The following is a 24,592-nucleotide window of genomic DNA, read 5'->3' on the forward strand; positions in this document are numbered from 1 at the left end:
GCGTCCGCACCCGTTCGTTGGGAACCCACCATTCGGCCCCCGAGCAAACGGACTCGAAACCGCCTCGAGCGTCCGAGTTTCGCCACCCCATATAAAGCACCCTGTATTTAGTGGGACTCAATTGGAGGTGAACCGACCGTTACTACGAACTGAAGACAATGTCCGCTACGAACCCCACCACGAAGCGAGGATGGCCAGCAACCGACGACGCGGTCGACGCCGGCGCGGTGCTCGGTGCGCTGGACGACGACGCCTGCCGGGCCATCCTCGAGGCGACGGACGACGAGTCGTTGACCGCAACCGAACTCTCCGAGCAGTGCGAGATTCCGATGTCGACGGCCTACCGAAAGGTCGAGAAGTTGACCGAAGCCGACCTCGTCGAGGAGCGGGTTCGCATCAACACCTCCGGCAAGCACGCGACGGAGTACCGCAAGTGCTTCGACGACGTCCTCGTCTCGGTCGACGACGGCGACATCGCGATCGAGATGACGAAGCCCGAGGCCGACACCGACGCCAGCGCACCCTACGCCGTCGCCGACGACTGATCGTCCCGCCGCATCCCCACACTGCTCGCGGGTCGTAGCGGACGGCGAACCGGTTGTCAGTCCGATCCGCTCGAGCATCACCCCCGTTCGTTTTCCTCGTTTCCAGTACGCCGCAACCGCTCGGTCTCGGCGGTCGACGGGAGAGCGACGGCACCGCGTCAGTTGACGCGCCCGTCGTATTCCTCGTCGATCATCGCGAGAAACCGATCCGGCACGGCCGAGAGTACGGGCTCGGGAGCCCGGTCGAGGAGCCACTCTCCCGCGCTCGCAAGCGGTTTCCTGATCAGCGTGTAGCCGACCGACACCACGAGCAACGCGGCCGCGACCGTCCGAATCGTGCCGTCGAAGACGACCAGCGCGGGGAGGGCCAGCGCGGCCGCGAGCGCGAGGTCCTCCGGCGCGCCGTCGTAGCGGATCCAGCGTCGCGGCTCGAGCCATCGGTCGTGATAGTGACTGTAGACGGCCCGCTCGGAGGTGGCCAGCCAGGGTTTCGGCTCGAGGCCGCCGCCGACGTGATCCGAGAGCGAGTGGAGCGCAGCGGCGAGGAGGAAGACGGCGAGACCGACGGTCGCCGCTGTCGGGACGGCGAGGGCGATGACACTCACGGGCGCAGCGACGAGCCAGTAGTAGACCGGAAAGTGGAGCGTTCGGCGGTGGGCCCCGACGAGATCGAGATCCGGGAAGATCCCCCCGAGAATTGCCGCGAGGGCGACGACGACGGCGAACTGCGGCGCGACGAGGGCGACGATCGCGGCGAGAACGAGCCCCGCGAAGGCGTGGGTCGTGGCCATCATGAACTCGAGGTAAGGCCGACGATCGGATACGTTCGGTGGCAGAATACGACGGCTCGAGCGGAGGACTGCGGCCCGTCGACTCGCGAACGCGGGGTGTGAGCGCCACGCGACGGGCGCTGCAAGCCCCGCGTTTTAGCGAACGTCCGTCGTACGTGACGACGAACGATCTCTCGTGCCGACACGCGCATTTCACGGGCAGCGAACGAACGCCCTCCTCTCGTGGGTCGCCGTCGCCATCGTGCTCGCCGTCGGCGGCTGGGCGCTCCTCGAGGGACTCGTCCACGAAACGTTGTTCGCCGCGACCGTCGTGGTGATCGCCCTCGTCCCGGCGGCCGTACTCGGGTCGAAACGCGCCGCACTCCCCTGGGAGGTGACGGTCGTGGCGGTCGTGCCGCTGCTCGCGGCGACGATCGCACCGGACCTCTGGACCCGACAGATCGTCCTGTACGCCGGCGCAGCCGCGCTCGCGCTGGCGCTCACGCTCGAGATTCACGGCCTCACCGAGGTCCAGTTCGAGCGGTGGCTCGCCGTCGCGTTCGTCACGATGCTCGCGGCCGCCATCGCGGCGACGTGGGCGACGCTCACCTGGGCGCAGGATCTCGTCGCGGGAACCAGCATCATCGCGAGCAACGCGGAGGTAATGTGGCTGCTGATCGCCGCGACCGCCGCAGGACTGTTCGCCGGCGTCTGCTTCGATCTCTACTATCGAGGGTTCCCCGGCGAGGAACTCGTCTCGGCGCCGGTCGACGGGGTCGACGAGGAACAGTTCGCGATTCGATCGGATATCGACGGCTATCCCTCGCTCGAGGAGCGACTGCCGGTTTCGGCGACGGTCCAGTGGTGGCTCGTCCAGATCCTCCGAGCGGGACTGGCGGCGATGGTCGCGTACGCGTTGCTCACCTTCGACACCGGGACGGTCACGAACGTCGCACCGATGCTCGCGATCACGTTCGTGCCGACGCTGCTGCGTCGGCGGTACGGACTGCCGTTCGATTCGGGGCTCGTCCTCTGGATCACGCTGGTGGTCACCCTCCACGCCGCGGGCTCGTTCTACATCTACGAGCGCTCGTTCTGGTGGCACAACGTCACCCATCCGCTCTCGGCCACGCTCGTCGGTGCTGTCGGCTACGTCGTGATCCGATCGCTGGACGAACTGCGCGAGGAGATCCACCTCCCGCCGGTGCTCGTTCCGAGCTTCGTCGTGCTCTTCGTGCTCTCCTTCGGCGTCTTCTGGGAGATCGGCGAGTTCGCCCAGGACATCGTCGCCGACTACGCCGGCGTCCAGATGCCCCTGGCCCAGCACGGCCTCGACGACACGATGACCGACATCGTCTTCAACACGCTCGGTGCGATCGTCGTCGCGGCGTGGGGACTGCCGTACCTCACGGACCTCACCGACGCCGTGACGGATCGACTCGGGGAATGGGGCGGGCTCGAGCGGTGAGCTACCACGCGAGAGCCCACAGGAGAACCGCGAGGATAAGGGAGAGACACCCGAGGCTAGCGAAGGCGATTCCCCGCCGGAGACGGGACCACGCGGCAGTGGAGGCGTCGCCGCTCGTAATCAGATAGCGGGATTCGTCGTCGCCACCGACGGTGACGTTGGTCTCGGCTCCCCACTCGGTCGACCGCGACTCGATCCGTCCGCCGTAGACGTAGACTGGATCGCCGGGCTCGAGTCGCCGCTCCTGAACTCGGAGGCGGTGTTCGATATCGATCGACGTTGGCCGGTTCGGAGACGACGGATCGGTCTCGGTTTCGGTCTCAGCCGTCTCCTCGAGTTCGTCTTCGCTTCCAGTATCGTCGGCCAGCTTCAGGAGCCACAGCTCCGTGGAGATCATCGCCAGCGGCAGATCCGAATCGGAGGTCGACGGCTCGACGGATCCTCGTTTCGTCGTTTCGGTTTGCCACTCGCCCAGACTGAGCGTCGCGGTTTCGGGATCGACCTCGGCGCGAACGGACCCGCAGTCGACGACGAACGGCCGCCCCTGTGCGTCGGTGTCGACGGTCTCCCACTGACTGTCCGGTCGGCCGTAGTTGCGGGTTGCCCGATAGCGCTGGAGGCGGGACTCCCAGAGCAGCGACGGCTCGTTCGAAACCGGCGTTGTGACCGGGTCGCTGCCGGCTACCGGGTGAGCGGTTCCCTCGAGATCGACCGGTCCGGTCGTCGGCGCGGCGCCACCGGAAAGCGAACTGCCAGTCCCGATCCGATAGGCGTCCCGTATCGCTCCGCCGCCCCGCCACAGGAGATACAGGCCGAGAACGCCGAAAACGGCACCGAGCGCGAGGAGGGACATTTATTCGATAAGTATCGCTCTCGGTCGAAAATAAACATTTGGGTGCCGTCGAAGTGACCGGACGTCCCATCGTTGCTGTCGTTCTGGCGGTCGTGCGTCGTTCTGATACCCGCCAGGTGTAGCGGTCGCGGTCTCTCGAACGATTCTCGACGGATCGCCGTCCGGGAGAGAAGCAACGTTCATCACGCTCCTGGAAAAACGACCCGTCGGTGACTACTGGTACGTTTGCAGCCACTACAATCTATCAACCAACAGGTGGACGCGCTTCGAGGCGACGGCCGCGGCACGGTGCTGGTTGCGGTCGCCTGCGGCTGGGGGCTCTCGATGGGCGTTCGGATGATCTATCCCGTGTTACTCCCGCACTTACAGGTCGCCTACGACCTCGACTACACGAGCGCGGGACTGTTGTTGACCGTCCTCTTCCTCGCGTACGCGTTCGGACAGCTTCCCGGCGGACTGCTCGCCGACCGGTTCGCGGAGCGGTACGTTCTGGCGGGGAGCGTCGCCCTCTGTGCGGCGACGATACTGCTGGTCGTCACGGCCGGCACGCCGGCCCTGCTGTTCCTCGCGACGATCCTGTTCGGCTTCGGCGCGGCGCTGTACGCCGTCGCGCGGTACACGACCCTCGCGAGACTCTACCCCGACACGATCGGCTCCGCGAACGGCGTGACGGCGGCCGCACAGGACGCCGGCCAGTCGCTGCTGCCGCCGCTCGCGGGATCGCTCGCGGGCGTCCTCGCCTGGCAGTACGGCTTCGGCTTCGCGATTCCGCTCTTCGTGCTCGTCGCCCTCCTGCTCTGGTGGGTCGTCCCCGAAAGCGACGACGACGGCTCGAGCGTCGATAGCGACGCGACCGACGATTCCGGGTCCGAAACCGATGCCGGCGGTGCGCTTTCGCTCGAGACGGCACGACTGGTCGCCTCGGAGCTCCGAAATCCGTCGATCCTGTACGGGACGGCGATCTTCACGCTCGGGCTCTGCATCTGGCAGGCGTTTACGGGCTTTTATCCGACGTACGTGATCGAAGTGAAGGGGCTGTCCTCGACGGTCGCGTCGATCCTGTTCGGGACGTTCTTCGCGCTCGGCGTCGTGATCAAGCCGATCGCGGGCGGCGCCTACGATCGGATCGGGCTGCGACGATCGCTGCTCGTCCTGCTTGGCGTCTCCGGAAGCGCGCTCGCCGTCCTCCCGTTCGTCGAGGGGCTGGTGCCGATCGCCGCGATCACCGTGCTCGTGAGCTTCCTGCTCGGATTCGGCGTGGTCACGGAGGCGTACCTCATCCTCGAACTCCCCGAAGAAATCCGTGGCACCGGCTTCGGACTCCTTCGAACGATCGCGTTCGGCGTCGGGGCGCTGAGCCCGGTCGTCTTCGGCGCCGCCGCCGACCGCGGCCTGTTCGATTACGCCTTCTTCGCGCTGGCGGCGATCGCGGGCGTGATGATCCTCCTCGCGCTGCGAGTTCCGGCCGCGACGAGGAACGAATCGAACGCCACCGGCCCGTCCCGCGGCGACCCATCGGAGTAGTCCAGCCGGTCGTCGGGTCCGTAACGAGCCGTCGAAATACGGATCGAAATCTTGCAGCTCCGTACAGCAGACCGCCTCAGTCGTCCGCCGGTGCCGCCGAGTCGCCCGCGGAGACGCCCGTTCCGGGACCGAGGTCGATGCCGAGTTCGTCGAGCTTCTCGTCCGGCACGACGCCGTCGACCCAGCCGCGGTGGTCGTAGTACTCCGCTTTCATCTCCTCGAGTTCGCAGTACTCGCCCTCGCTGGCGCCCTGTCCGGGGATGCCGTCCTCGAGGAATCGTGCGGGAAGCGAGTCGTCGTCGCCGTCGAAGCCGACGAGGTTGTTGTAGTAGCGCTCGAGGTTGTAGATCCGCTCGCCGGTCTCGAGCAGGTCCTCCTCACTGACATCGAGTCCGGTCATGCCGTTGTACTGGAGGACGTACTCCTCGATACCCTCCGCGAAGGCGTTGAACTTGCAGATGTCGAACGAGTCGCTGATAGCGTGAAGGTCCTGGAAGGCAGCGGTGAGTTCACCTTTGCCCTCGTACTCGTAGGGATCGACCTTCTCCGGGATGCCCAGGATTTCGGCGGCGGGGGTGTACCCGCGCAGGTGGCAGGCCCCGCGGTTCGAGGTGGCGTAGCCGATGCCCATCCCCTTCATGCAGCGGGGGTCGTAGGCCGCGATCGTCTGGCCCTTGACCGCCAGCGAGTTGTCGTGGGCGTCTTTCGCCTCGGAGACGCGGCGCGGCCCTTCGGCCAGCAGATCCGCGAGATCGTTCTCGCGGTGGGCGATCTGTTCGATCATGTCGATCATCGTTTCGGTGTCGCCCCAGTCGAGTTCGCCGACGCCCTCGAGTTTGCCCTCCTCGGTCATCTCCATCGCCATCGCCATCATGTTGCCCGCCTCGATGGTGTCGAGACCCATGTCGTTACAGCGGTCGAGCATGAGCGCGATGGCGTCGCGGTCGGTGTGCCCGGAGTTCGGCCCGAGCGCGTAGGCCGACTCGTACTCGTAGGACTCCGTGCGGACGTTCATCTCCTCGCCCTTGTGCATCGCCGTCACCTCGACTTCCTTCTTGCAGGCGACCGGACAGGAGTGACAGGTCGGTTCGTCGACGAGGATGTTCTCGCGAACGTTCTCGCCGGAGACGCGCTCGGCGTCGATGTCGGCGCCCTCGGCGTCGCGCATGGCTTCGGTCGAGGTGTACCGGCCGTTCTTCGTCGGCAGCCCGTCCATCTCCTCGCCGATGTTCATCAGGACGTTCGTCCCGTACATCGAGAGCCCGCCCTCGTTTGGCGCGGTGACGTCGGACTCCGTGATAGCTTGCATGGCCTGCTGGTGGCCCTCCTTGAACGTCTCCGGGTCCGCCGGTTTCGGCATCCTGGTGTTGGACTTGACGACGATGGCCTTGAGGTTCTTCGACCCCATCACACAGCCCGTGCCGCCGCGACCGGAGGCCCGGTCGTCCTCGTTCATGATACAAGCGTACTTGACGCCGTTCTCGCCGCCGGGACCGATCCCCATAACGCTGAGGTTCTTCCCGTAGGATCCGTCTACTTCCTCCTCGAGCGCGTCACGGGTGTCGTGGAACCCCTCGCCCCAGAGGTGGGAGGCGTCTCGAAGTTCGATCTCGCCGTCCTCGACGACGGCGTACACCGGCTCGTCGGCTTCGCCCTCGAACAGCAGGCCGTCGAAACCGGCCCACTTGAGCCGCGCGCCGGACCAGCCGCCGTGGTGGCTGTCGGTGACGGTACCGGTCAGCGGTGACTTCGTACAGACGGCGATCCGACCGCTCATCGTCACCTGCGTGCCCGACAGCGGCCCGTTCATAAAGGCGAGCAGGTTGTCGGGACCGAGCGGGTCGACGTCTACCCCTTGTTCGAAGACGTACTTTACGCCGAGCCCCCGTGCGCCGATATACTTCTTCGCGTCCTCCTCGTCGATCGATTCGTACGCGACCTCCCCGTCCGAAAGATCCACACGGGCGACCCTATCTTGAAATCCGCCGAGTTCAGTCATGATAACTCCTCACCGTTCACTTCGACGCCTATGCTGTTAGTCGTTCTCACCCAGACGTAACCAGAATACATTACGTCCCGTATTCGATCCGATCGCGGCTAGGTGAGAGAGTCAGTCAACACGTGCTGAATGAGTGGCTGACCGCTGGCTAACAAATACTGCCAGATCGTAACTGATGGTGGTCTCGAGTCGATCTCGAAACGAGACGAAACAGGGGACTCGAGACGGCGGCCGCTACAGGAGGAGCGCGACGATCGCGAGGATGATGAAGATCAGCACGAAGATGCGGGCGATCTCCATCGAGATTCCGGCGACGCCGCGAGCGCCGACCGCCGCGGCGACGATCGCGAGCACGAAGAAGATTAGCGCCCAGTACAGGAAGCCGCCACCGCCCATCTGCAGTGGTACCGACGTTGCGATATCGAGCATAGCCCGAGCTATCACGACCTGATAGATAAACCTCGGCGACCGTGCAGATACCTAAGTCTCGACTATAATCGGGTAAGCATGGCATTCAGCCGTCGGCCTCAACCCGAGAGTGTCCCCTCGTCGAAGAGCGCTCGGCAGAGCTTCGCTTCGGCCGTTCGCAGGTGTTCGTGGAACGTCGGCCGCGAGACGCCCATCGTCTGGGCGAGTTCCTCGCCGGTCGTCGGCCGGGGCCACTCGAAGTAGCCGCTGAGATACGCGCGCTGCAACGCGGCGAACTGCCGATCGGTAAGGTCACGTTCGAGTCGCGCCGCGAACTCCTGGCGCGTCTCCGGGTCGCGGTCGCGCTGCTGGAACGAGACGACGTCCGTTCCCTCGTACCGATCCTCGATGGCTTCGACGATCGAGCGGACGTTTGCCGAGCGAGGGATCTCGAGCGTGAGGCTGGCGCGCCCGTCCTCGCTCTCGATCGCATCGGTGCGGACGCCGCGCTCGGAGAGCCAGCCGACGAGGTTGTCCCCGCCGGCGAGTTCGATCAGACACTCCGACTCGCGCTCGACGACGATCCGGCAGTCGAGACCGGCGTCGGCCGCGGCCGTCTCGAGGGCTTCGGCAGTGGCGTCGGGCCCGGTGACGGTAAACAGCGACATCGTCTCGTCGTCGGTGCGGTGGATCGAGCGACGGTACTCGAGCCGACAGTCCGCGGCGGTCGAGAGGGCGACGGGAGCGACGGCCGTGTCGGCGAGCGTGAGTTCGACGGCAACGACGGCGTCGGTCTCGAGGACGCGACTGGTTTCCCTGGCGTTGATCCCGCTCGCGACCGCGCGCGCCAGCGCGGAGAGGATCACCGTCTCGCGGTCGTCGATCGACCGGTCGCGATCGGTTCGAACGGTGAGGACGCCGTACTCGATCCCATTGTACGACAGCGGGAACGACGCGTGGGCCGTTCCCTCGAGCGTCCCGGTGGCCGCCGCAGTCTCGGCGAGTGCGGTGGCCGCAGGGTGGTCGCCGTCGGTGGCGACGCCGTCCGTCGTGTCGCCGCAGTCGCCGGCGCTCGACCGGACGTCGATCGTCCCCGTCGCGGGGTTTCGCTCGCCGATCCACGCGCCGTCGTAGCCCGCCTCCGCGACGATCCGCTCGCAGACGTCGGTCTCGAGTCCGGAGCGATCGGTCGCACCGGCGACGACGTCCGTCACGTCCTGGATCAGCCCTTCGATCCGCTCGAGGAGGTACTCGAGTTCCTCGGTCCGGGTTTCGAGCGCGAGTTCGGCTTCCTTTCGAGCCGTGATGTTGTTCTGGAATCCGACGTAATTGGTGACCGTGCCCGCCTCGTTGCGGACGGGAGCGATCGTCACCTCGTTCCAGAACTCGGTCCCGTCCTTGCGGTAGTTCTTCAGTTCGACCGTGACCGGCCGATCCTCGTCGATCGCGGCCGCCATCTCCGCGATCGCGTCCTCGCTCGAGTCCTCGCCCTGCAGGAATCGACAGTTGCGGCCGACGACGTCGTCGTAGTCGTAGCCGGTGATCTCCTGATAGGCGTCGTTGACGTAGACGAGCGGGTTGTCCTCGCGGTCCGGATCGGAGATCGTGATCCCGACCGGCGCCTCGTTGATCGCCCGGTCTTTGACCGCGCGGTCGCTGTCGGCCGGCGACGGAGTCTCGTCGTTCTCTTCAGTCGCTCGATCGAACGTGATCGTCGCGCTGTCGGTCGATCGATGGATCCGGGCGTTGTACCGATCGCCAGCGATCTCGTCACCGCTGTCGCCGGCGGTTTCGAGGGTTACGTGGCGAACCGTCCCGGCCGTCGTCTCGTGGATCTCGTCCTCGAGTCGCGGCCACGACGCGAACACGGTCGCCGCCTCCCACTCGCCCGCACCGGTTCCGGCGTCGTCGTCCAGTCCGAACGCGTCCCGCGCTGCGCCGTTGGCGTACGTGATTGTCCCACTCGTCACGGCAACGACGGGATCAACGACGGCCTCGAGCGCTACGGCCGCCGATGTAGCCCGTCCCCCGCCACCGTACTCCGCGTTGGCGTTCTCCATACACGTCCTTGGAGGGGGAACTCCTAAGAACCTCGGTGATGGGACGAACGGGTTACTCGACGAACAAGAACCCCCGAATGTTATGAGGTACCGTGACATAGTGTGACACATGTCTGCGTACAGATCACCGTTCGAACAACTCCGAGCGAAATTCGACGAGTCGAACCCAGAATGCCCGGCGTGTGGGTACCACGACAGCGACGGCAGCTGGCGTGTTACGACCACTGGAAGTCGCGTTACGTACCAGTTCGTCTGTCCCACCTGCGACGCGATCGAGACGCGGGAGATGCGTCTGTAACGAGCCCGATTCCAACTCTGTAAGCGTCACCTGATTCGATGGGACAGCGTTTCATCGCCGAGTTAGTCGTCTCACACGACGATCTTCCGTTGATGCCGACCGTTCGGGACGTCTCCAGTGCGACGATCACGGTCGAGTCGCAGCCGCTCTCGTACCCGGAGCAACCCGGCCCGATCATCTTCTACTCGGTATCCGATACCGACTTCTCGACGTTCGAATCCCTGCTCGAGACCGATCACACGGTGGCCAAGTGGGAGGTGGCGATGGAGTTTACCGACTGTCGAATCTATCAGATCTACGTGAGTTCGGACGCTAAGTTCACGACCCCCGAAATAGCCGATCTCGGACTGCAGATGCTCTCGATTCGGAACACGGATCGCGGGTGGCAGTTCCGGCTGCTAGCCCCGAACAGGGAGCGCCTCGGCGACTACTGGCAGTACTGCCGCGAGGAAGGCGTCCAGTTCCATCTCGAGAAACTGTACAGCACCGGTCCCCGGGCGGGACCCGCAACCGGCGACGGGCTCGAGGCGGCCTTCACCGATCGCCAGCGAGAGGTCGCTCGCACCGCGGCTCGAATGGGCTACTTCGAACCCGACGGCGCCGACGCGGCCGCGGTCGCCGACGAACTCGAGATCACCCCGTCGACGTTGTCGACGCACCTGCGGCGAATCATGGCTAAAGTGCTCCGCCACACGTTCGACGACTGACTCGCTTCTCGAGAGGGACGGTGGAGGGTGTATCCGCCCCCATATAATAAGAAGAAGAATACGACAGTAGATACGAGGGTGCCACCGGCCGACGAAACGGTATGACAGAAGAGCTGCTTTCGTTCGCTCCGGAGTCGACGGACAGCACGGCCAGCCGCTCCATCGTCGAGCGGATCGCCGCGCTCGAGGAAACGGATCCGGTAACGCTTCCGCCCCTGTACGACGCCATCGATCCCGAAGCGCTGAATTCGCTCGTGGACACCTCGGCGGCACGCGACTCGCGGTCGCCGGCGACGGTTCGGTTCACCTACTGCGGCTACGACGTGCTCGTTCGACGCGACGGCGAGATCACGATAGCGGCCGCGTGATGGCCGACCGACTCGTTTGGCGGACCGAGTCGGTTCGGAGCCGGATCGAACGGTCTCGAGTCAGCCGCTCGAGAACGGGACGGACGACGACCCCAGACGAAGGCGCTTTAGGCGCTGGGCTGCTTGCCCCTGATAATGAGTAAACCCACGCCCGACGTCTACGAGCAGGGCAAGGGCATGGACGCCCACAACCAGGTGATGCGGGAGATTCGCTCGCGCAAGGAGGCGAGCTACGACCCCCACGAACCCACCCGAGTCTGGCTCGACGAGGACAACACCCCCGGCGGCGTCAAGACCAGTCTGACGATCATCCTCAACACGGGCGGCTGTCGCTGGGCCCGCGCCGGCGGCTGTACGATGTGTGGCTACGTCGCCGAGAGCGTCGACGGCGGCAGCGTCTCCCACGAGGCGCTGATGGACCAGATCGACGTCTGTCTCGCACACGAGGCGGAGAACGCCGACGAACCCGCCGACCTCATCAAGATCTACACCTCCGGCTCCTTCCTCGACGAGCGCGAGGTCGGCGCCGAGACCCGGAAAGCGATCGGCGAGACGTTCGCGGATCGGGAGCGAATCGTCCTCGAGTCCCTCCCCGACTTCGTCGACCGCGAGAAGATCGCCGACTTCGCGGGCCACGGCATCGACACCGACATCGCGATCGGCCTCGAGACGGCGACCGACCGCGTCCGTCACGACTGTGTGAACAAGTACTTCGACTTCGCGGACTTCGAGGACGCCTGCGCGGAAGCCGCCGCGGCCGACGCCGAAGCGGGCGACGTCGCGGACGCGGGGATCAAGGCCTACCTGCTGATGAAGCCGCCGTTCCTCACGGAGTCCGAAGCGGTCGCCGACATGATCTCCTCGATCGAGCGCTGTGCCGACGTCTCCGGCTGCCACACCGTCTCGATGAACCCGTGTAACGTCCAGCGGTACACGATGGTCGACGAACTCTACTTCAACGACGGCTACCGCCCGCCGTGGCTCTGGTCGGTGGCCCACGTCCTCGAGGAAACGGCCGACGTCGACGCCATCGTCGTCTCCGACCCCGTCGGTCACGGCTCCGATCGGGGGCCACACAACTGCACGGAGTGTGACGACCTGGTACAGAAGGCGATCAAGGATTTCGACCTCCGACAGGACCCGAGCGTCTTCGAGCAAGTTTCCTGTGAGTGTGAACTGACCTGGGACACCGTTATGGAGCGCGAACGGAGTTTCAATCAGCCGCTGACGCGATAGTACCGACGCGCCGCGAGCGATCCCACCAACGCTCCGCGAACCACCGACTCGAAATCCGATCCGATACGTCTCGTTTCTCCCGCAGTCCGTTAATCGCCGGTCGCCGCACTGTCACCCGTCGACTGGACGAGTTCGGCGTCGGCCTGTGGAATCTCGATCGTGACGACCGTTCCTCGCGGCTCGTTCGACTCGAAGGTGAGTTGACCGCCCGACTGGGTGACGACGAGGGAAACCAGCCAGAGGCCGAGTCCGCTCGTGTGGCGGAGCTGCGTGATTTCCCGGTCGCCCTGCAACAGTTCGCGCTCTTCGTCGGGCATCCCGGGGCCGTCGTCGGCGACTGAGATCGCCAGCATCCCGTTGTCCGTCCGACCGCAGACCGAGATGTCGATCGTCGGCGACGACGAATCGTTGTGCTCGACGGCGTTCTCGAGGATCTGAAACAGCGCCGTCTGGAGCGACTCGTTGGTCCGCGCGAACGTTCGCTCGGGGATCGAGCTGGTGAGTTCGACGTCGGGATAGCTGCTCTCGAGTCGCGCGGTCGCCTCGGCGATAGCGTCTGCGACCTCGATCGGTCCCGCGGTGGTCGATTCGCGCTCGAGGACGCGTTCGACGGCGCGAGTTTGCTCGGCGAGTCCGATGAGTTCGCCCGCTCGCTCCTGGATCGTCGTCGCGTATTCGACGTCGTCGTCGTCGACGGCCTCGGCGAGCATCTCCGCACAGCCGTCGATGATGTTCATCCCGTTTCGCATGTCGTGTCGCAGCACGCGATTCAGGATTTCGACGCGTTTCTGGCGCTGTTTCCGGTCGGTGATGTCGGTGTAGACGCCGAACGTACCGCTCGAAGACTCGTTCATCTCGACGGGAACGGCTCGGAGCATGAAATCGCGCAAGCCGTCGGCGGTTCGGCGTTTGACCTCCGCCTCGACGATTTCACCCCGACTGCTGCGTTGCGTGATCGCTTCGGCCTCGGATTCCTCGTCGGCAGGGACGATAAACTGGTGCAACGGTTCGTCGACGAGCGACGACTCCTCGTACCCGAAGAGGTGTTCGAACGCCGGGTTGACCGATTCGGTGATCGTGTCACCGCCAGACTGTCGCGCACTGACGACGGCGTCGGGGACGTTCTCGAACAGTGCGGCGAATCGGTCGCGTTCGGTCCGCAGCTGTTCCTCGAACGTGAGTCGCTCGAGCGCGTCGGTCACGTGAGAGAGCAGCAGCTCCGCCAGATCCTCGTCCTCTTGCGTGAACGCACCGACCTCGGTCGAGACCGTCTGGAAGACGCCCCAGCCGTTGATCGGCACCGACAGCACCGAGCGGAACTCCTCGGACCCCGGCTCGGCGGCGGGAACCGATTGGATGTCGTCGAATCGGTAGGTCTCTCTGGTCCGGTAGGTCATGCCGGCGATCCCCTCGTCCACGCCGATACGCTGGTGAAAGTCGCCGTCGAGCGACGACGTGACGGCCTCCTTGACGAGGTAGTCGCCCTCGGCGCGGTCGACGACGCAGACGTCGAACTCGAGGACGTCCGCGGCCGCCTCGACGGTGAGTTCGGCGATCTCCACCGTGCTCTCGCAGTCGTCGAGCTGTGAGGCGACTTCGTGCAGTCGCTCGATCTTCGCCTTGTGGTCGACGAGTTCCCGCTCCATCCGTTTGCGGTCGCTGACGTCGCGGACGACCCCGGCGGAGCCCTCGAGCGCGCCATCGCTCCGTAACAGCGTCGTGTTGACCTCACACGGAACGCGGTCGCCGTCGCGCGTCACCAGCGTGATCTCGTAGGTCGCGAGTCGATCCTCGTCGGCCGAGACGAGCGCGCGAACCCGTTTGCGACCGCGTTCGACGCTCTCGTCGGTGAGGACCGTCGAGGCGTGTTCGCCGACGAGTTCGTCTCGGTCGTAGCCCGTCGCCTCGGTCAATCGATCGTTGACCGTGATGAAGACGCCGTCCCGGTCGAGGGCGTAGACGCTGTCGCCGATCGTTTCGACGATCGTCTTCGTCTGTTCGAGCTCCCGATCGCGCGCCGCTCGATCGAGGGCCGCTTCGGCCGTCGCGGCGAGTACGTGAACGAGATGAATCTCGGCGAGTTCGAGCTCGTCGTCGCCCGACGCAGCGACGGACAAGAGCCCGTGTTCGCCGAGCGGGTGGACGACGGCGGTACCGAACTCGATATCGATGTCGTAGGGGACCATCTCCCTCGAAGCGTCGTCGAGGATGACCGGGTCGCCGTCGCTGTAGGTCTGCCAGAGAATGTCGTTTCCGGGGCCGATCCTGTTGATATCGCCGGTGTTGGCCTCGAGCGCCGACGTCCCCGCGACGAGTTCGAGCGTTTCGGTCTCGTCGTCGTAGAATCGGAGTGCGGCGAGCGACCGGTCGAGGATGTGTTCGGTCGCGTCCACGACGATCGAGGCGATTTCGTCGACCGACTCGGCGCGCATCAGCTCGTGTGTCGTCTCTTGAAGCGCCTCGAGAGCGTTCGCGCGCTTCCGCTCGGCCGTGACGTCCTGGACGAACGAGCGGACCCCAACGACGTCCCCGTCGTCGAAGATCGGCGTGTTGTACCACTCACAGGAGAGTACCGAGCCGTCTCTGGAGACGTTCTGTGAGGTCTGCCAGCCGGCGTTGGCGGGGCCGTCCCCGACGAGCAACTGATTCCAGTGATCGATCACCGACTCCCGTTCCGACTCGGGAACGAGCAACTCGATCCCATGTTCGCCGTGCGCATCCGTCGCGGTGTAGCCGAACAGCTCCGTTGCGGCGGGGTTCCAGGACGCGACCTCGAACTCGGGGGTCCACTCGATGATCGCGAACGGCGATCGGTCGACGAGCGTCGCGAGTCGATCCACGGAGTCTATCTCCGGGCCGTCCTCGGGGGCAATTGCCGGTGTCCCAGGGTCACCATCCGTCTCGAGTGTAGCGCAACCGTCGGAACGAGCGTGGCCGTCGGCGTCAGGACGGGTGGAGGAAGCGGCGTCCGCGTCAGTCGTGGCATTCGACCGCTCGAGCAGATCGTCGACTCGCGCGGCGAGGAGATCGACTCCCTCAGATTGCGGGACGTAGCCGTCCGCACCGGCGGCGATCAGTTCGCCGGCGAGCGCTTCGCTCCCGTCGGTGGGAAAGACCACGATAGGGACGTCGGGGCTACGCTCTCTGAGTTGCAGACAGCCGTCGACGAGGTCGGTATCGGGCACGTCCGACGTCAGAACGACGCAGTCGGCACTCGAGAGCTGTGCAAAACAGCCTGCCACAGTTCCGACGACGGTGACGCTCTTCGAGACGTTGCGGAGCCCCTGAACGACCTCGTCGCTCGCGTCGGGGTCGGCGTACACGAGACGCGTATCTGATTCCATACACCCATCCCCCTCCAGCAGGGTTCGTGCTCGTCAAGGAACCGCCACGTAATTACTCTTCGACTCGACTCAGAAACTGAGTCGTCGGACAGCCCGTCCGAATCGTCTCGAGAGTTCGCAAGAGAGAACGCCTCAGTCGGCTATTCGGCGCCGGTCGCGGCCGTTTCGAAGCCGCGGAGGATCCCTTGTCCGTCGGTCCCGCCGACGTCGGGCAGCGTCGCCCGTTCGGGGTGTGGCATCAAGACGGCGACGTGCTCGCGTTCGCCGAGGACGCCCGCGACGTTGTGTTTCGAGCCGTTCGGATTCGCGTCCGGCCCGGTCTCGCCGTCCTCGTCGCAGTAGCGAAAGAGGACCCGCCCCTCGTCCTCGAGTTCGGCCAGTCGATCGTCGTCGACCTCGTAGCGACCCTCGCCGTGGGCGATGGGAACTTCGATAACGTCGCCCTCCTCGTACGCCGCCGTCCAGGGCGTATCGTCGCGCTCGATGCGGAGGTAGACGTGCTCGCACTGGAAGCGGGCGCTCTCGTTCGTCGTGAACGCCCCCTCGGTGAGCCCCGACTCGCAGCCGACCTGCGCGCCGTTACAGACGCCGAGAACTGGCGTGCCGTCGGCCGCCGCCTCGCGGACTTCGTTCATGATCGGCGACCGCGCCGCCATCGCGCCGGCGCGCAGGTAGTCGCCGTAGGAGAACCCGCCCGGCAGGACGATTCCGGACGTCTCCGCCGGCAGGCCGTCCTCGTGCCAGACGATTTCGGCGTCGATTCCGAGGTGCGCGAGGGCGCGCTCGGCGTCCCGGTCGCAGTTCGAGCCGCCGAATCGAATGATGGAAACGGTCATCTACCGCTCGTCGACCTCCACGTCGTAGTCGTGGATGGTCGGGTTCGCCAGCAGGCGTTCGGCCATCTCGCTCGCGCGCTCGCTCGCGGCGTCGGCCGACTCGGCCTCGAGGTCGACCTCGAACCGGTCCGCCGAGCGCAGCCCCTCGAGATCGAAGCCCAGACGCTCGAGGGCCTGTTTCGTGGTTTCGGCCTCGGGGTCGAGCACGCCGTGTTTGAGTCGAACGGTCACCGTCGCGGTGTAGGCGGTCATCACCTGAAACCCCGTAACCGTGCTCAAAAACGCTTTCGGGTTTGCGCTGTGATACACGTTCGTGAATATCTCGACGGAACGGGCCGACGGCGGCGCGGTTCGACGACCGAGGGATCGTCAGACGTCCGTTCGAGCGACTCTGACCGCGAGAAAGAGCGCGGCGGAGACCAATCCGATGACGGCGGCGCCGACGAACGGTACCGCGTAGCCACCGAACTGGTCGATACCCATACCGACGCCGTACGGCACGAGGGTTCCGGCGATGGCGAACCCGATAGCCGTCACGCCGAACAGCGTGCTGAGGTTCCCCGTCCCGAAGAGGTTCGCGAGCAGCGGCGACATGAGCGTGGCGGTCCCGCCGTAGCCGAAGCCGAAGACCCCGGAGAGCACGAGCACGGACGTCGACGTTGGAACGACGACGAGCAATAGTATCGGCACGCACATCAGGACGACGCAGACGGCCATCATTCGATCCGTTCCGATCACGTCGGCGGCCCAGCCGGCGGTAAACTTGGCGACGACGTTCATCCCGCCGATGATGCTGAGCGCGAGGACGCCGATTCGGCGGGTCACGCCGACGGCGTCGGCGAAGTCGACGAGGTAGACCAGGATGGCGTTCGCCGGAACGAACATCAACAGCATGGCGGCGAACACGACGGCGAACAGCGGCGTCTTCACCGTCGACAGCGCCGTATCGATCTGTGCACGCATCGAGCGCAGTTCGCCGCCGTCGGCCGTCGGGGGCACCTCGAACTCGCCGGTCGTATCGGCGCCGACCGCGGACGGTCGGTCCGCGAGCAGGACGATGGCGACGACGAGCGCGACGAAAAACATGGCCGCGAGGGCGAGGTAGGTTCCCTGCCAGCCGAGCGAGCCGATGAGCACCTCTACGAACGGCGGCATCGCGAGGATGCCGACGCCCCATCCCGACACGGCGACGCCGGTCGCCAGGCTTCGACGCCGCTCGAACCACCGCGGCGGCGTCGTGTACGCGACGACGAACGTGATCCCCATCCCCGCCGCGGCGACAACGCTGTAGGAGGCGAGCACCCAGTAGAACGACGGCGACTGACTCGCGCCGAGCAGCCCGGCACAGATCAACGCCGCGGCGAGAACCAGCAACCGCTGCAGCCCGTACCGATCGATCGCGAACCCGAGTACGGCGGCGCCGCTGAACGTGACGAGCGATTGGATGCTGAACACCAGCGAGGTGTTCGCGTAGCTCTGGTCGAACTCCTCGAGAACCGGGCCGAGAAAGACGCTGAAAGAGAACATCGTCCCGGCCGTCATCAGCGACAGGGCGAAACAGCCGACGGCGACGAACCACCCGTAGTAGACGCCGGACTCGAGGAGTCGAGCCTGTAGTGGGTTGGCATCCGACATACGCTACGGTACCGGGTTCGGACAATAGTCGTCCACGAACCGTACGTTTTTGCCGCTTTTTCGATACGGGACCGTTCAGACGACGCTCGACAGTAAACGGACGGGCCGCTAACAACAGTACTCGAACGAGCAGCGGTCGCCCGAACACTCACCGGAGCAGTCGAGCGAGTGTCGACGACAGGCGGTAGCCGATCGAACCGTTTCGGTAGCCGTTCCAGCCTCGTATGCCGCCGGCGAGGGTGACGGCGTCGTAGCCTTCCTCCTCGAGGACCGCAGTCGCTTTTTTCGCGACGATTCCCGCTTTACAGACCGTGACCACCGTCTTTCCATCGGGAATAGCAGCGAGCGACTGCCGGAGTACGGTGTCGTCGCCGCGTCGAAGATCGTCGTAGACCGGGACGTTCTGACTGCCGTCGATGTTGCCGCGCTGGTAGCTCTCACGCGGACGGATATCGAGGACGTACGGTTCCACCCCGTTCGACAGTCTATCGTCCAGCTCCGGCGGCCTTATCTTGTCCATGAGCCCCAATATTCTGCAGCCATACAAAACGATACGGATGCCGTCTTCGGTTGAGGGGGTGGTCTCGAATTCGGACTCGAGTCACCAGAGACAGCTTAAGAGCGTCCCAATCGAACGGGTCGGAGACTCAATCCGCCGAAAGCGGCGGACGCTCACGCTTTGCGATCGCCGTCGTCAGACGATCCGCCCCTCGCCGCGCTCCGGCGATATTCCCCGCGAGGGGACCGACAGAACCGGCCGCTAATGCGCCAGTGACGTACACCGACGATCCGCTTCCGTCCGTCCTGGACCACGCCAGCGTCTCGTCGTCGAGGACCGGCATTCCCCGATGGCCGCGCTCGAGGTCGAGTGCCCCGGCGACGCGGTCGACGAACGGGTGCTCGAAGACGGGGGCGAAGCCCGTCGCCAACACGCCGCGCTCCGCCGAGAGACAGCCGCCGTCCTCGAGCAGGAGTCGAACCCGGCCGTCGACCTCGCGAGCGGAGCGGACGTCGCCGTAGCGGATCGATAGCGAGCCGTCGTCGACCGCCGTCTCGAGGCGCTCGAGCAGCATCGATGGGACCGTCGCGTCGTTGCGCGCCTCGCGGACGGTTTCGTACCGCTCGCGCGAGCCGGGCGGGTGTCGATGGAGGTGGCGACTGATGTGGTTCCAGTTGATCCAGCGCGGATCGGCCTCGGTGGTCGCCGTCTCGAGGTCGCGTCTCGCACAGAGCGTGACCGGTTCGCGGTCCCGTTCGGCGAGACAGGTCGCGAGTTGGGCGGCCGTGATCCCGCCGCCGACGACGACGGTCTCGTCGGCGGGCGTCTCGGGATCGAAGCCGTCCCAAACGTGGGTGATCGAGTCGATGCCGGCGGCCCACGGCGGCGTCCGGTACCGGCCACCGTGACCGATCGCCAGCACGCAGGTTCGGGCCCGAATGCGAGAATCGGACGTCTCGAGGGCGAGCGAGTCCGACCCGTCCGTCGACCGTCGGATCGATTCCACGGCCGCCCGTCGGTGAAGTGCCTCGAGGTCGGCTCGGTCGATCACGTACTCCGCGTAGTCGAGAAACAGCGACAGCGTCGGCCGGCGCGGATAGCCGGGCGTCGGTCGGAGTTCGTCCGTCCGGTCGCGTCCCTCGGCGAAGCTCTCGAGACCGAACGGCTCGGTGCCGACGTGGTGGACGAACGTCGACCGCAGTTCGTCCATCTCGCACGCGCGGGCCTTCTGTCGGAACGAATCGAGCAGTCGGTCGTGTGGATCGACGATCAGGAGGTCGCCGCGCTCGAGGTCGGTCTCCTCGAGCAGTCGCTGACAGCAGTACGTGCCGTGGATTCCGCCGCCGACGATGACGCACTCGAGCATCGAGACACGGTATGCAGAGTTATTACTTTACTCCTTCGGATTATTAATAGCTGTTATCGGTAGTTTGGATATTGCTACTCACGACAGGACTGCGACGATCGGTTCCGAGGGTTGGATTCGGCAGCTCGTCCCCGGAGGGGGACTTTTTATGTTTCCTCACGAACACGAGGGTATGAGTGAAAACCGGCCACTCGTTCGGGGAGTGACGCCGTCGGTAGCCGTCGTCATCGTCGCCGTACTGGCGACGTTCGTCGCGCTCACGGTGATCAACTCCTCGGTCGCGATCATTCTGGCCATCTTCGGCCTGCTGTTCGGCGGCGACCTGCTCAGGGAACTCGCCGAGGCGCTCGACGGCGAAACCGACCCAGCGGCCGACGACGAACCGACGACCGATCGCGACGCCGAAGACGCCCTCGAGCGGTTGCGCGTTCGCTACGCCGACGGCGAGCTATCCGACGCGGAGTTCGAGCGTCGGCTCGCCGTGCTCCTCGAGACGGAGACCGTCGCGGACGTCGAACGCTACCTCGAGGAAGGCGTCGCGACGCCATCCGCGCAGGGAGCCGAGACCGAGGTCGACCGCGAGTTCGAGCGGTCGTCGGGGTCGTAATCGAGATCAGAACAGCAGCCGCCCGCCCCAGGCGATGACGAGTGCGAATCCGATCGCCGCGACGGCCTGTCGAGCGAGCATCGTCGCGACGAACCGGGTCGAGACCTCCCGTGCGACCGTAATCGCGGTGACGAGACAGGGCAGAAGGACGCCCGCGAGGTAGACGGCGACCAGCACGTCGACGGGCGAGAGCGCGGCGACGCCGGCCGATTCCGACGTGAGGAGCGCGATACCGTCCTTTCGAATCGCGGCGAAGACGACCGGCAGGGCCGTTTCCGCGGGAAGGGCGAAGAGGGCCATCGCCGGCTCGAGAACGACGCCGAGTCGCTCGAGCGCCCCGAGATACTCGAGCAGTGCGGCGGCGACGCAGATCACGGCGAAGACGGGAAGCGCCGTCGTGACGAACCCCTCGAGCGACCGACGGGCCTCCCGCCAGATCGCGCGGGGACGGGGCCACTCGAGGAAGGTTCGGCGGTCGACCGCGAGAGCGGTGGTGCGGGCCTCGAGCGGGGCGATCAATCGGACGTAGAGCAACGTCGTCGCGACGAGCACGAAGAGGTAGGGGCCGACGAGCCACGGCATCCCCACGGCGGCGAAGACGGCGAGCGTGGCGGGGAACTGGTAGGAACACGCCGAACCGAACGAGATCGCGGAGATAGTCGTACAGCGGGTGCAGTCCGAACAGCCCCGGGTACTCGTGACCGCGGGGACGTTACAGCCGAATCCCATGACGACGCGGACGAGATCCCGGCCGGTGAGGCCGACCCGTCGCATGACCGGGTGGAGCGCGGTCGTCACCCGCATCGTGAGCCCGCTGGCCGAGTACGCCCCCATAAAGAGCGCGAAGATGAGCATCGTCGGCAGCGCCCAGACGAACAGAAACGGTCCCATCGAGAGCAGACCGTAACTCCCGCCCAGCGCGGCCGCGAGCGGACCAGGAAGCGTTTCCGTCCAGGCGATCGCGGGCTCGAGTGCGGCCCCCACGAGCGGATCGAGTTCGCCCGCGACAGTGTTAGCGAACCAGACGGCGACGGCGGCGGGAGCCAGGAGCACGAGCGCGCTCACGACCGGGCCGAGAATCGATCGCTCGAAGATCCGTGCAGGTGGCTCGAGCTGCCAGCCCGTCCGAACGCCGGTTTCGCCGGGTAGTTCGCTGCCAGCAGACGGAGCAGACGGGCCACTCGTGTGTCGAATCGCGGCCAGCACGTCGCGGCCGTCGGCCGCCAGCGCCGAGTAGTCGATCCCCCTGCCGTCGGTCTCCGTTCGGATCCCGCCGTCCGCAGCGACGCGATCGAGGGCTCGCGCGTCGACGGGCATCACGGGGACGGCGAGGTCGGACTCGAGGTCCGCGATCACCCCCCGGGCCTCGTCGACCGCCTCGATTCGATCCCAGTGCGTGACGACCACCGCACCCACTCGTCCCTCCACGAGCGGCAGGAGATCGTCGAGGTCCCGATCGAGATCGGTCGCCGGGACGACGAGCACGACCGTTTCGGCCCGCTCGAGGCTGTCCAGGGCCTCCCGCGTCGTCTCGGTATCCGCCTCGAGCGTGATCCCGGGGGTGTCGACGATCTCGAGGTCGTCGGTTCGGTAGACCTCGCTCGAGACCGTCGAGCCGCCGACGTTCTCGTCGGCCGGGGCTGCGCCCGTAAGGCCCGCCGCGAGCGCCGATTTCCCGACGCTCTCCTTGCCGATCAGCACGACCCGTTCGCGGTCCGTGTCAGTCATTCAGCGCTGTTCCTCGTTTCCGACGGCAGCAGCACGTGGTTCTCGATACATTCTCGACCGGGTATCGCCGCGTCGGTTTAATAATTCTATCGAATAAGATAATAACTACTATTAGATTGGAGTTCGTCTTGTTAACTGAATGCCCGACAACTCGATTCCCGTTACGGTACTGTCCGGGATCCTCGGCGCCGGCAAGACGACCGTCCTGAACCACGTGCTCCGCGAGAGCGGCGATCGAGAGCTCGCCGTCCTCGTCAACGATATGGGCGAGGTGAACGTGGACGCCGAACTCGTCGCCGAGTCATCGGACATCGCCGACGAAGACGAGGAGCTGATCGAACTCTCGAACGGCTGTATCTGCTGTGAACTGCGCGGGGATCTGCTCGACGCCATCGGCGAACTCTCCCGCGAGCGCGAGTTCGACGGTATCATCGTCGAGTCGACCGGCGTTGCCGAACCGCTGCCCGTCGCGCAAACGCTGACACTGGGCTTCGATCAGGCCGATCTCGACCCGACCGAGTTCTACGAGGAGACCGGTATCGAACCGCTCGAGGGCTGTCACCTCGATACGACGGTCACGGTCGTCGACGCCCACCAGTTTCAGGCGGCGATGCAGTCCGACGAACTGCTCGACGACGACGGCACCGAAAAACACCTCGGGGATCTCGTCGTCGAACAGGTGGAGTTCTGCGACGTCCTCCTGTTGAACAAGTGCGATCTCGTCGACGACGAGACGCTCGAGGAGATCGAAGCGACGCTCGAGGTGCTCCAGCCCCGCGCCGAAATCGTGCGCACCGAACACGGTCGAATCGATCCCGAGCGGATCGTCGACACCGACCGGTTCGACTTCGAAGCGGCCAGTCAGTCCGCCGGCTGGATCCGAGAGCTCGAGCAGCCCCACGCGTCGGCCGAGGAGGAACACGGCGTCACCTCGTTCGTCTTCGAGGCCCGACGGCCGTTCCACCCGGAGCGATTCGCCGACCTGCTCGACGAGTTCCCCGACGCGGTCGTGCGCGCGAAGGGGCACTTCTGGATCGCCAGCCGCGGGGACGACGCGTTCACGCTCAACGTCGCCGGCCAGTCGATTCGCGTCGGTCCCGGCGGGCAGTGGATCGACTCCCTCCCGGCCGAGGAGCGCCGCGAGCAGCTCGAGGACAGTCCCGAACTCGAGGAGATCTGGCACGAGGAGTGGGGCGACCGCAGTATCAGACTCGTCGTAATCGGCACCGAGATGGACCACGAGTCGCTGCAAAGCGACCTGGTCGATTGCCTGGTCACCGAGGCAGAACTCGACGCCGATCCGTCGACGTTCGAGGACCGATTCCCGACGTTCGAACCGCCGGAGGAAGCGGCGGCGGACGACGCAGTGGAGGGGGCAGAAGCGGACGGTGAGCACGACCACGACCACGACGCGACGGAGGAACTGGGAATTGCAGACTGAGACGACCCCATCATGAGCGACGGGAACACGGACTCGGACACCGACTCGAGTGCAGATACCGGCACGACGCCGCTCGGTCCGCAGTCGGACGACGGCGACGTTTCGCCGTGCTACCGGGCCTACATCGAACGCAACGACCACCGACCGGACGTCTGTACAATCTACTCGGCGGTAACGGCCGGTTCGATCGAGGAGACGTGGATCAGGGCGAACGGCTCGGCGTTCGTCTCTCGAGACGACGTCCGGTAACCGACCGAAGCCGTGATCGAACTGCCACCACGCAGTTCGAGATTCGATCCGCACCGATCGCCGATCAACCGACACCACCAGCGACCACCCAAATTCAATGTCAAACGCGTTCCAGACGGCCGTCAAACCGGCCGTCCACCACACCGAACGACACGACGCGATCGACCGACTGATCGACGAGAACGAACGGACGAACCTCTCGATAATCGTCCAGATGGGCGGCCTCCGCGCCAGCTTCCGGCGACAGGCACTCGAGGGGCTCGCGGACTGTAACGCGACCGACGAACTCGAGGAACTGGCCGAAGAGACGGCGATCGAGCCGTCACTGCGCCGCCGGGCGGCCGCCCTCCGCTAAGAGCGGTGCTCGAAAGCTGTCCCGACGGCAGATGCCGACGGCGTGGTAATCCGCGTCGTCGGATCGCGCTCGACGAGTGCCGGCGAGAGACCGCTCGTGCTTTTTGTATCTGTGCATCGTGAGTCGATACTGGCTATGTCCTACACCTGTTCCACCTGCGACGACTCGTTCAAGTCCGCGGCCGGCGTCACCCAGCACGTCGCGCTGCACCACAACACCTGTGCCGTCTGTGACGATTCGTTCGACGAGACCGACGAACTCCGCGAGCACATCCACGCGACGCACTGACGAGCGAC

Annotated in this window: 24 protein-coding genes; 12 read left to right on the forward strand and 12 right to left on the reverse strand. The window is 65.6% G+C overall.

Annotated features, from left to right (window positions below):
- The first annotated feature begins 158 nt into the window (after positions 1 to 158).
- Entirely contained in the window at positions 159 to 545 is a 387-nt protein-coding gene (locus tag BLT08_RS09540) for a winged helix-turn-helix domain-containing protein (protein WP_090305500.1), read from the forward strand.
- Positions 546 to 703: 158 nt separating this feature from the next.
- Here the strand turns inward: BLT08_RS09540 and BLT08_RS09545 are convergent, their stop codons facing one another.
- Positions 704 to 1,339 (reverse strand): hypothetical protein, encoded by a 636-nt coding sequence (locus BLT08_RS09545; protein ID WP_090305503.1) that lies wholly within the window; start codon positions 1,337 to 1,339, stop codon positions 704 to 706.
- 172 nt (positions 1,340 to 1,511) lie between these two features.
- Between BLT08_RS09545 and BLT08_RS09550 the strand changes: the two genes are divergently transcribed.
- Positions 1,512 to 2,783 (forward strand): DUF2238 domain-containing protein, encoded by a 1,272-nt coding sequence (locus BLT08_RS09550; RefSeq protein WP_090305508.1) that lies wholly within the window; start codon positions 1,512 to 1,514, stop codon positions 2,781 to 2,783.
- 1 nt (position 2,784) lies between these two features.
- Here BLT08_RS09550 and BLT08_RS09555 read toward each other — a convergent pair whose 3' ends face one another.
- Positions 2,785 to 3,636, reverse strand: coding sequence for a hypothetical protein (locus BLT08_RS09555; protein WP_090305510.1), 852 nt, complete (start codon positions 3,634 to 3,636; stop codon positions 2,785 to 2,787).
- Positions 3,637 to 3,960: 324 nt separating this feature from the next.
- Here BLT08_RS09555 and BLT08_RS09560 point away from each other — a divergent pair, with 324 nt between their 5' ends.
- Complete coding sequence (locus tag BLT08_RS09560) at positions 3,961 to 5,160, forward strand: MFS transporter (protein WP_245724194.1); 1,200 nt, start codon at positions 3,961 to 3,963, stop codon at positions 5,158 to 5,160.
- A 76-nt stretch (positions 5,161 to 5,236) separates the two neighbouring features.
- On the opposite strand, the gene BLT08_RS09565 is transcribed toward BLT08_RS09560, so the two are convergent.
- The 3 genes from BLT08_RS09565 to BLT08_RS09575 all read right to left on the reverse strand — a co-directional run bounded on the left by BLT08_RS09565 (position 5,237) and on the right by BLT08_RS09575 (position 9,627).
- Positions 5,237 to 7,159, reverse strand: a complete 1,923-nt coding sequence (locus BLT08_RS09565; protein WP_090305515.1) for an aldehyde ferredoxin oxidoreductase family protein — start codon at positions 7,157 to 7,159, stop codon at positions 5,237 to 5,239.
- Between the two features lie 234 nt (positions 7,160 to 7,393).
- Entirely contained in the window at positions 7,394 to 7,588 is a 195-nt protein-coding gene (locus BLT08_RS09570) for a DUF1328 family protein (RefSeq protein ID WP_006088979.1), read from the reverse strand.
- 98 nt (positions 7,589 to 7,686) lie between these two features.
- Positions 7,687 to 9,627, reverse strand: a complete 1,941-nt coding sequence (locus BLT08_RS09575; RefSeq protein ID WP_090305518.1) for a bacterio-opsin activator domain-containing protein — start codon at positions 9,625 to 9,627, stop codon at positions 7,687 to 7,689.
- A 109-nt stretch (positions 9,628 to 9,736) separates the two neighbouring features.
- On the opposite strand from BLT08_RS09575, the gene BLT08_RS23365 reads away from it, so the two are divergent.
- The 4 genes from BLT08_RS23365 to BLT08_RS09595 all read left to right on the forward strand — a co-directional run bounded on the left by BLT08_RS23365 (position 9,737) and on the right by BLT08_RS09595 (position 12,236).
- Positions 9,737 to 9,925, forward strand: coding sequence for an HVO_0649 family zinc finger protein (locus tag BLT08_RS23365; protein ID WP_090305522.1), 189 nt, complete (start codon positions 9,737 to 9,739; stop codon positions 9,923 to 9,925).
- A gap of 38 nt (positions 9,926 to 9,963) precedes the next feature.
- Complete coding sequence (locus BLT08_RS09585) at positions 9,964 to 10,632, forward strand: helix-turn-helix domain-containing protein (RefSeq protein WP_090305525.1); 669 nt, start codon at positions 9,964 to 9,966, stop codon at positions 10,630 to 10,632.
- A 101-nt stretch (positions 10,633 to 10,733) separates the two neighbouring features.
- On the forward strand, positions 10,734 to 11,000 hold the full coding sequence (locus BLT08_RS09590) for a DdfA family disk-determining factor (protein WP_090305529.1): 267 nt from the start codon (positions 10,734 to 10,736) through the stop codon (positions 10,998 to 11,000).
- Between the two features lie 135 nt (positions 11,001 to 11,135).
- Positions 11,136 to 12,236, forward strand: a complete 1,101-nt coding sequence (locus tag BLT08_RS09595; protein WP_090305532.1) for an archaeosine biosynthesis radical SAM protein RaSEA — start codon at positions 11,136 to 11,138, stop codon at positions 12,234 to 12,236.
- Between the two features lie 89 nt (positions 12,237 to 12,325).
- Here BLT08_RS09595 and BLT08_RS09600 read toward each other — a convergent pair whose 3' ends face one another.
- From BLT08_RS09600 to BLT08_RS09625, 6 genes are all read right to left on the reverse strand, one after another.
- A complete protein-coding gene (locus BLT08_RS09600; RefSeq protein WP_090305534.1) occupies positions 12,326 to 15,580 on the reverse strand; it encodes a PAS domain S-box protein in 3,255 nt (1,084 codons plus the stop codon).
- A 140-nt stretch (positions 15,581 to 15,720) separates the two neighbouring features.
- Entirely contained in the window at positions 15,721 to 16,416 is a 696-nt protein-coding gene (purQ, locus tag BLT08_RS09605) for a phosphoribosylformylglycinamidine synthase I (RefSeq protein ID WP_090305537.1), read from the reverse strand.
- Positions 16,417 to 16,668 (reverse strand): phosphoribosylformylglycinamidine synthase subunit PurS, encoded by a 252-nt coding sequence (gene purS / locus BLT08_RS09610; protein ID WP_006088971.1) that lies wholly within the window; start codon positions 16,666 to 16,668, stop codon positions 16,417 to 16,419.
- 117 nt (positions 16,669 to 16,785) lie between these two features.
- Positions 16,786 to 18,051: an MFS transporter gene (locus BLT08_RS09615; protein ID WP_090305540.1), complete on the reverse strand. Its 1,266-nt coding sequence runs from the start codon at positions 18,049 to 18,051 to the stop codon at positions 16,786 to 16,788.
- Between the two features lie 148 nt (positions 18,052 to 18,199).
- Entirely contained in the window at positions 18,200 to 18,571 is a 372-nt protein-coding gene (locus tag BLT08_RS09620; protein WP_090305543.1) for a rhodanese-like domain-containing protein, read from the reverse strand.
- A 127-nt stretch (positions 18,572 to 18,698) separates the two neighbouring features.
- Positions 18,699 to 19,916 (reverse strand): FAD/NAD(P)-binding protein, encoded by a 1,218-nt coding sequence (locus BLT08_RS09625; protein WP_090305546.1) that lies wholly within the window; start codon positions 19,914 to 19,916, stop codon positions 18,699 to 18,701.
- 172 nt (positions 19,917 to 20,088) lie between these two features.
- Here BLT08_RS09625 and BLT08_RS09630 point away from each other — a divergent pair, with 172 nt between their 5' ends.
- The gene (locus tag BLT08_RS09630; protein ID WP_245724186.1) at positions 20,089 to 20,523 is read left to right on the forward strand and encodes an SHOCT domain-containing protein; all 435 of its coding nucleotides are present in this window, start codon (positions 20,089 to 20,091) and stop codon (positions 20,521 to 20,523) included.
- A 6-nt stretch (positions 20,524 to 20,529) separates the two neighbouring features.
- Here BLT08_RS09630 and BLT08_RS09635 read toward each other — a convergent pair whose 3' ends face one another.
- Positions 20,530 to 22,251, reverse strand: coding sequence for a nucleoside recognition domain-containing protein (locus BLT08_RS09635; protein WP_090305552.1), 1,722 nt, complete (start codon positions 22,249 to 22,251; stop codon positions 20,530 to 20,532).
- Between the two features lie 139 nt (positions 22,252 to 22,390).
- On the opposite strand from BLT08_RS09635, the gene BLT08_RS09640 reads away from it, so the two are divergent.
- The 4 genes from BLT08_RS09640 (at position 22,391) to BLT08_RS22950 (ending at position 24,584) form a co-directional block, all read left to right on the forward strand.
- The gene (locus BLT08_RS09640; protein ID WP_090305557.1) at positions 22,391 to 23,692 is read left to right on the forward strand and encodes a GTP-binding protein; all 1,302 of its coding nucleotides are present in this window, start codon (positions 22,391 to 22,393) and stop codon (positions 23,690 to 23,692) included.
- A 12-nt stretch (positions 23,693 to 23,704) separates the two neighbouring features.
- Positions 23,705 to 23,941 (forward strand): DUF7511 domain-containing protein, encoded by a 237-nt coding sequence (locus BLT08_RS09645; RefSeq protein WP_090305559.1) that lies wholly within the window; start codon positions 23,705 to 23,707, stop codon positions 23,939 to 23,941.
- A gap of 97 nt (positions 23,942 to 24,038) precedes the next feature.
- On the forward strand, positions 24,039 to 24,296 hold the full coding sequence (locus BLT08_RS09650) for a hypothetical protein (RefSeq protein WP_090305561.1): 258 nt from the start codon (positions 24,039 to 24,041) through the stop codon (positions 24,294 to 24,296).
- 135 nt (positions 24,297 to 24,431) lie between these two features.
- The gene (locus BLT08_RS22950) at positions 24,432 to 24,584 is read left to right on the forward strand and encodes a C2H2-type zinc finger protein (protein WP_175529272.1); all 153 of its coding nucleotides are present in this window, start codon (positions 24,432 to 24,434) and stop codon (positions 24,582 to 24,584) included.
- Positions 24,585 to 24,592 lie beyond the last annotated feature (8 nt).

Origin of the sequence: Natronorubrum texcoconense (assembly GCF_900100335.1) — an archaeon.
Taxonomy (GTDB): domain Archaea; phylum Halobacteriota; class Halobacteria; order Halobacteriales; family Natrialbaceae; genus Natronorubrum; species Natronorubrum texcoconense.

What these genes read in the sequence shown, in the direction of transcription:
- BLT08_RS09540 (WP_090305500.1), top strand. Translation starts at nt 159, where the DNA reads ATGTCCGCTACGAACCCCACCACGAAGCGAGGATGGCCAGCAACCGAC.
- BLT08_RS09545 (WP_090305503.1), bottom strand. Translation starts at nt 1,339, where the DNA reads ATGATGGCCACGACCCACGCCTTCGCGGGGCTCGTTCTCGCCGCGATC.
- BLT08_RS09555 (WP_090305510.1), bottom strand. Translation starts at nt 3,636, where the DNA reads ATGTCCCTCCTCGCGCTCGGTGCCGTTTTCGGCGTTCTCGGCCTGTAT.
- BLT08_RS09560 (WP_245724194.1), top strand. Translation starts at nt 3,961, where the DNA reads ATGGGCGTTCGGATGATCTATCCCGTGTTACTCCCGCACTTACAGGTC.
- BLT08_RS09565 (WP_090305515.1), bottom strand. Translation starts at nt 7,159, where the DNA reads ATGACTGAACTCGGCGGATTTCAAGATAGGGTCGCCCGTGTGGATCTT.
- BLT08_RS09570 (WP_006088979.1), bottom strand. Translation starts at nt 7,588, where the DNA reads ATGCTCGATATCGCAACGTCGGTACCACTGCAGATGGGCGGTGGCGGC.
- BLT08_RS09575 (WP_090305518.1), bottom strand. Translation starts at nt 9,627, where the DNA reads ATGGAGAACGCCAACGCGGAGTACGGTGGCGGGGGACGGGCTACATCG.
- BLT08_RS23365 (WP_090305522.1), top strand. Translation starts at nt 9,737, where the DNA reads ATGTCTGCGTACAGATCACCGTTCGAACAACTCCGAGCGAAATTCGAC.
- BLT08_RS09585 (WP_090305525.1), top strand. Translation starts at nt 9,964, where the DNA reads ATGGGACAGCGTTTCATCGCCGAGTTAGTCGTCTCACACGACGATCTT.
- BLT08_RS09590 (WP_090305529.1), top strand. Translation starts at nt 10,734, where the DNA reads ATGACAGAAGAGCTGCTTTCGTTCGCTCCGGAGTCGACGGACAGCACG.
- BLT08_RS09595 (WP_090305532.1), top strand. Translation starts at nt 11,136, where the DNA reads ATGAGTAAACCCACGCCCGACGTCTACGAGCAGGGCAAGGGCATGGAC.
- BLT08_RS09600 (WP_090305534.1), bottom strand. Translation starts at nt 15,580, where the DNA reads ATGGAATCAGATACGCGTCTCGTGTACGCCGACCCCGACGCGAGCGAC.
- purQ (WP_090305537.1), bottom strand. Translation starts at nt 16,416, where the DNA reads ATGACCGTTTCCATCATTCGATTCGGCGGCTCGAACTGCGACCGGGAC.
- purS (WP_006088971.1), bottom strand. Translation starts at nt 16,668, where the DNA reads ATGACCGCCTACACCGCGACGGTGACCGTTCGACTCAAACACGGCGTG.
- BLT08_RS09615 (WP_090305540.1), bottom strand. Translation starts at nt 18,051, where the DNA reads ATGTCGGATGCCAACCCACTACAGGCTCGACTCCTCGAGTCCGGCGTC.
- BLT08_RS09620 (WP_090305543.1), bottom strand. Translation starts at nt 18,571, where the DNA reads ATGGACAAGATAAGGCCGCCGGAGCTGGACGATAGACTGTCGAACGGG.
- BLT08_RS09625 (WP_090305546.1), bottom strand. Translation starts at nt 19,916, where the DNA reads ATGCTCGAGTGCGTCATCGTCGGCGGCGGAATCCACGGCACGTACTGC.
- BLT08_RS09630 (WP_245724186.1), top strand. Translation starts at nt 20,089, where the DNA reads ATGAGTGAAAACCGGCCACTCGTTCGGGGAGTGACGCCGTCGGTAGCC.
- BLT08_RS09635 (WP_090305552.1), bottom strand. Translation starts at nt 22,251, where the DNA reads ATGACTGACACGGACCGCGAACGGGTCGTGCTGATCGGCAAGGAGAGC.
- BLT08_RS09640 (WP_090305557.1), top strand. Translation starts at nt 22,391, where the DNA reads ATGCCCGACAACTCGATTCCCGTTACGGTACTGTCCGGGATCCTCGGC.
- BLT08_RS09645 (WP_090305559.1), top strand. Translation starts at nt 23,705, where the DNA reads ATGAGCGACGGGAACACGGACTCGGACACCGACTCGAGTGCAGATACC.
- BLT08_RS09650 (WP_090305561.1), top strand. Translation starts at nt 24,039, where the DNA reads ATGTCAAACGCGTTCCAGACGGCCGTCAAACCGGCCGTCCACCACACC.
- BLT08_RS22950 (WP_175529272.1), top strand. Translation starts at nt 24,432, where the DNA reads ATGTCCTACACCTGTTCCACCTGCGACGACTCGTTCAAGTCCGCGGCC.